At 63.5% G+C, this 3,952-nt stretch carries 5 protein-coding genes; all 5 read left to right on the forward strand.

Features of this window, described 5'->3' with window-relative positions:
* Positions 1–1,013 (forward strand): murein biosynthesis integral membrane protein MurJ (gene murJ, locus EN969_RS20270; protein WP_127419338.1); only part of this gene is annotated, 1,013 nt, incomplete at its 5' end.
* Between the two features lie 170 nt (positions 1,014–1,183).
* Positions 1,184–2,251 carry a tryptophan--tRNA ligase gene (gene trpS, locus EN969_RS20275; protein ID WP_013528062.1) on the forward strand — a complete coding sequence of 356 codons (1,068 nt, stop codon included), beginning with the start codon at positions 1,184–1,186 and terminating at the stop codon, positions 2,249–2,251.
* Positions 2,252–2,343: 92 nt separating this feature from the next.
* Positions 2,344–2,835 (forward strand): universal stress protein, encoded by a 492-nt coding sequence (locus EN969_RS20280; RefSeq protein ID WP_013528063.1) that lies wholly within the window; start codon positions 2,344–2,346, stop codon positions 2,833–2,835.
* 189 nt (positions 2,836–3,024) lie between these two features.
* A complete protein-coding gene (locus tag EN969_RS20285; protein ID WP_013528064.1) occupies positions 3,025–3,594 on the forward strand; it encodes a NifU family protein in 570 nt (189 codons plus the stop codon).
* Positions 3,595–3,676: 82 nt separating this feature from the next.
* A partial coding sequence (locus EN969_RS20290) for an NIPSNAP family protein (RefSeq protein ID WP_164758372.1) occupies positions 3,677–3,952 on the forward strand: 276 nt, incomplete at its 3' end.

Genomic DNA, 3,952 nt, shown 5'->3' on the forward strand with positions numbered 1-3,952 from the left:
CCGCCGGACTGGTGCAGCTGGCGATCGTCTGGGTGGCAGTGCGCCATGCCGGCATCTCGATCGGCTTTCGCCGTCCCAGAATGACGCCCGCGGTCAAGCGGCTGCTGATCCTGGCGCTGCCGGCGGCCATCACCGGCGGCATCACACAGATCAACCAGCTGATCGGCACGGCGATCGCCTCGGCGCAGAACAGCGCGGTGTCCTCGCTCGCCTATGCCGACCGCATCTACCAGTTGCCGCTCGGCGTGGTCGGTGTCGCGGTCGCCATCGTGCTGTTGCCCGAACTGTCGCGCGCGCTGAAGTCGGGCAATCTGATCGAGGCGGCCAATCTGCAAAACCGCTCGGTCGAGTTCACACTGTTCCTGACGCTGCCGGCAGCCGCCGCACTCTGGGTGATGTCGGAGCCGATCGTACGGCTGGTCTATGAGCGCGGCGCGTTCGCCGCCAACGGCTCGACGCCAACGGTGGCGGCGATCCTGGCGATCTTCGGCCTCGGCCTCCCGGCCTTCGTGCTGATCAAGGCATTCACGCCGGGCTATTTCGCCCGAGAGGACACGCGTACTCCGATGATCTTTGCCGCCATCTCGGTGGCGGTGAACGTCACCACGGCGCTGACGCTGTTTCCACGGATGGGCGCGCCCGGCATCGCGGTGGCCTCGGCCGTCGCCGGCTGGGTCAACGCGGTGATGCTGCTCGGCGTCCTGATCCGGCGCGGCCACTGGGGCCGCGACGTGCCGCTGATGAAGCGCATTCCACGTCTGGTGCTGTCGGCTATCGTGATGGGGGCAGCGCTCTATTTTGCCGAGCATTGGTTCGCCGTCAGGCTCGGGCCCGGCTCGCCGCTGGTGGTCAAGGCGACGACGCTGCTGTCGCTGGTCGCGGGTGGGGCGCTGCTGTACTTCATCACGGCGTTTGCCACCGGCGGCGCCGATTTCGGCATGATCCGTCGCAACGTCAAGCGGGGATCTGGCAAGTCGGCGCCACCGATCGCAAAGACCGACCTGGACGAGTAGCGCCCGACACGCTCGCAGCGCCGTCTTGATCGCAGCGCCGTCTTCGTCCATAAGCGCGCCGTCGCAAGACTTTCGCCGCGCGCGGTTTCCAGCCGCGTGATTGGCTCCGAAAAGTCTGCAACTTTTCGGAATCACGCTTATACGGCCCTCCACAAGCCATGAGGACAATCATGACCGCCTTCAAGCCACTCGTCTTTTCCGGTGTCCAGCCGACCGGCAATCTGCATCTCGGCAATTATCTCGGCGCCATCAAGAAATTCGTTGCCCTGCAGGACACCTCCGATTGCATCTATTGCGTCGTCGACCTGCATTCGCTGACAGCCCAACTCGTTTATGAAGACCTGGCCGACCAGACGCGGTCGATCACTGCGGCGTTCCTGGCCTCCGGCATCGATCCGAAGAAGCACATCGTCTTCAACCAGTCACGGGTCATGCAGCACGCCGAGCTTGCCTGGATCTTCAATTGCGTGGCGCGCATCGGCTGGATGAACCGCATGACGCAGTTCAAGGACAAGGCCGGCAAGGACCGCGAGAATGCCTCGCTCGGCCTGCTCGCCTATCCCTCGCTGATGGCTGCCGACATCCTGCTCTACCGTGCCACCCACGTCCCTGTCGGTGAGGACCAGAAACAACATCTGGAGCTCACCCGCGACATCGCGCAGAAATTCAACAACGACTTCTCCGACCGTATCGCAGCGCTCGGCGTCGGCGTCGAGATGCAGGTCGGCGAAGAGACCGTGAACGGCTATTTCCCGCTGACCGAGCCGGTCATCGGCGGGCCGGCGGCGCGCATCATGTCGCTGCGCGACGGCTCCAAGAAGATGTCCAAATCGGACCCGTCTGATCTGTCGCGCATCAACCTGACCGACGACGCCGATGACATCTCGAAGAAGATCCGCAAGGCCAAGACCGATCCGGAAGCGTTGCCGAGCGAGCTGGATGGCCTGGCCGGCCGGCCCGAGGCAGAAAACCTGGTCGGCATCTATGCGGGTCTCGCCGAGATGTCGAAGGCGGATGTGCTCAAGCAATTCGCCGGCCAGCAGTTTTCCGTGTTCAAGCCGGCCTTGGCCGATCTTGCTGTGGAAAAACTGGCGCCGATCGCCAGCGAGATGCGCCGCATTTCGGATGACCGCGCCTATGTCGACGCGGTGCTCAAGGACGGCGGCGAGCGCGCCGGCGTGCTGGCCGAAGCGACGATGAAGACGGTGCGCGACATTATCGGCCTGCTGCAGGGCTGATCGCGACATCGGGTGCACTGGCACAAGGCCGGCGGCTTGCCGCCGGTCCGCCGCAGTGGCAGATTGCGCCGCAAGACACCGAGTAGATAGACATGGTCTCCAAACGCCTCAGCCGCGAAGCCGGCCATCGCAGGAAATTCCTGACGATCATCGACGACACGCCGGAATGCGAGCGTGCCGTCGCCTATGCCTCGAAACGGGCGCAGAGCACCAGCGGCACGCTGGTGCTGCTCTATGTCATCGTGCCGGACGATTTCCAGCATTGGCTGGGTGTCGAGAAGATCATGCGCGAGGAAGCTAACGCCACGGCGCGCGCCGCACTCGACAGCTATGCCAACAAGGTGCGCCAGAAGCTCGGCATCGAGCCCGAGATGGTGGTCCGCGAAGGCAAGCCGACGGAAGAGATTCACAAATTGATCGAGGAAGACCAGGACATCGCCATCCTGGTGCTGGCCGCCGGTGCGGGCAAGGAAGGCCCGGGACCGCTGGTCGGCGCCGTGGCCGGCAAGGGTGCCGCCTTCCCGATCCCGGTGACTGTCGTGCCGCAGAACCTTTCGGACGAGGAAATAGACAGCCTGGCCTGAGGTGTGCTGATTTTCAGGTGATGCCGGCCTGACCTGAATCTCAACACACCTTCGGGCGCGTCCCAGGGGCGCGCAAAAAACATTCCGCCAGCCAGCCATTCCGGCGATGCGTTTCGCTTGAATGTCCAGCCAATTGAGCCTATTTAGAATTGTTCCAAACTAGATGCCCAACCGGGCACGGAGACGGCCATGTTCATCCAGACCGAATCGACGCCAAACCCGGCGACGCTGAAATTCCTGCCCGGCAAGGAAGTGCTTGTGGAAGGCACCGCCGATTTCCGCGATGCCGACAGCGCCGCCGTCGCCTCGCCGCTGGCCGGCCGGCTGTTCGAAATTCCTGGCGTCACCGGCGTTTTCTTCGGCTATGACTTCATCACCGTGACCAAGGATGGCCCCGACTGGCAGCATTTGAAGCCGGCGATCCTCGGCGCCATCATGGAGCATTTCATGTCCGGCGCGCCCGTCATGGCCAAGGCCGGCCCGGCCGCCGAGACCAGCCAGACCGGTGAGTTCTACGACAAGGCCGACGAGGAGCTGGTCATCACCATCAAGGAGCTGCTCGACACGCGGGTGCGCCCGGCGGTCGCCCAGGATGGCGGCGACATCACCTTCCGCGGCTTCGAGAATGGCACGGTGTTCCTGCACATGAAGGGTGCCTGCGCCGGCTGCCCGTCATCGACGGCGACGCTGAAGCACGGCATCCAGAACCTTCTGCGCCATTTCGTGCCGGAAGTGCAGCAGGTCGAGCAGGTCTCCTGACGCCCGTTTTGACAATTCTACCCTGCTGACCGTCTGGTCCGATTTCTTCGCTTCCGGCGCATCGGTCAGAAGGAACTCCAAAATGATCTACGAACTTCGGGTTTACCGGGCTCTGCCGGGACGCTTGCCGGCGCTTCTTGATCGCTTCGACAAGATCACGCTCAAATTATGGGAAAAGCACGGTATCCGCCAAGCGGGTTTCTTTACCACGCTGATCGGAGCTTCGAACAACGAACTGACCTACATGCTGGCATGGGAATCGCTGGCCGAACGCGAAGAGCGCTGGACGGCGTTCGTGAAGGACCCTGCCTGGACGCAGGCGCGGGAAGACTCCGAGCGTGATGGCCAGATCACCGAG

It is taken from the genome of Mesorhizobium sp. M7A.F.Ca.CA.003.01.2.1 (assembly GCF_003998945.1).
Lineage (GTDB): Bacteria > Pseudomonadota > Alphaproteobacteria > Rhizobiales > Rhizobiaceae > Mesorhizobium > Mesorhizobium ciceri.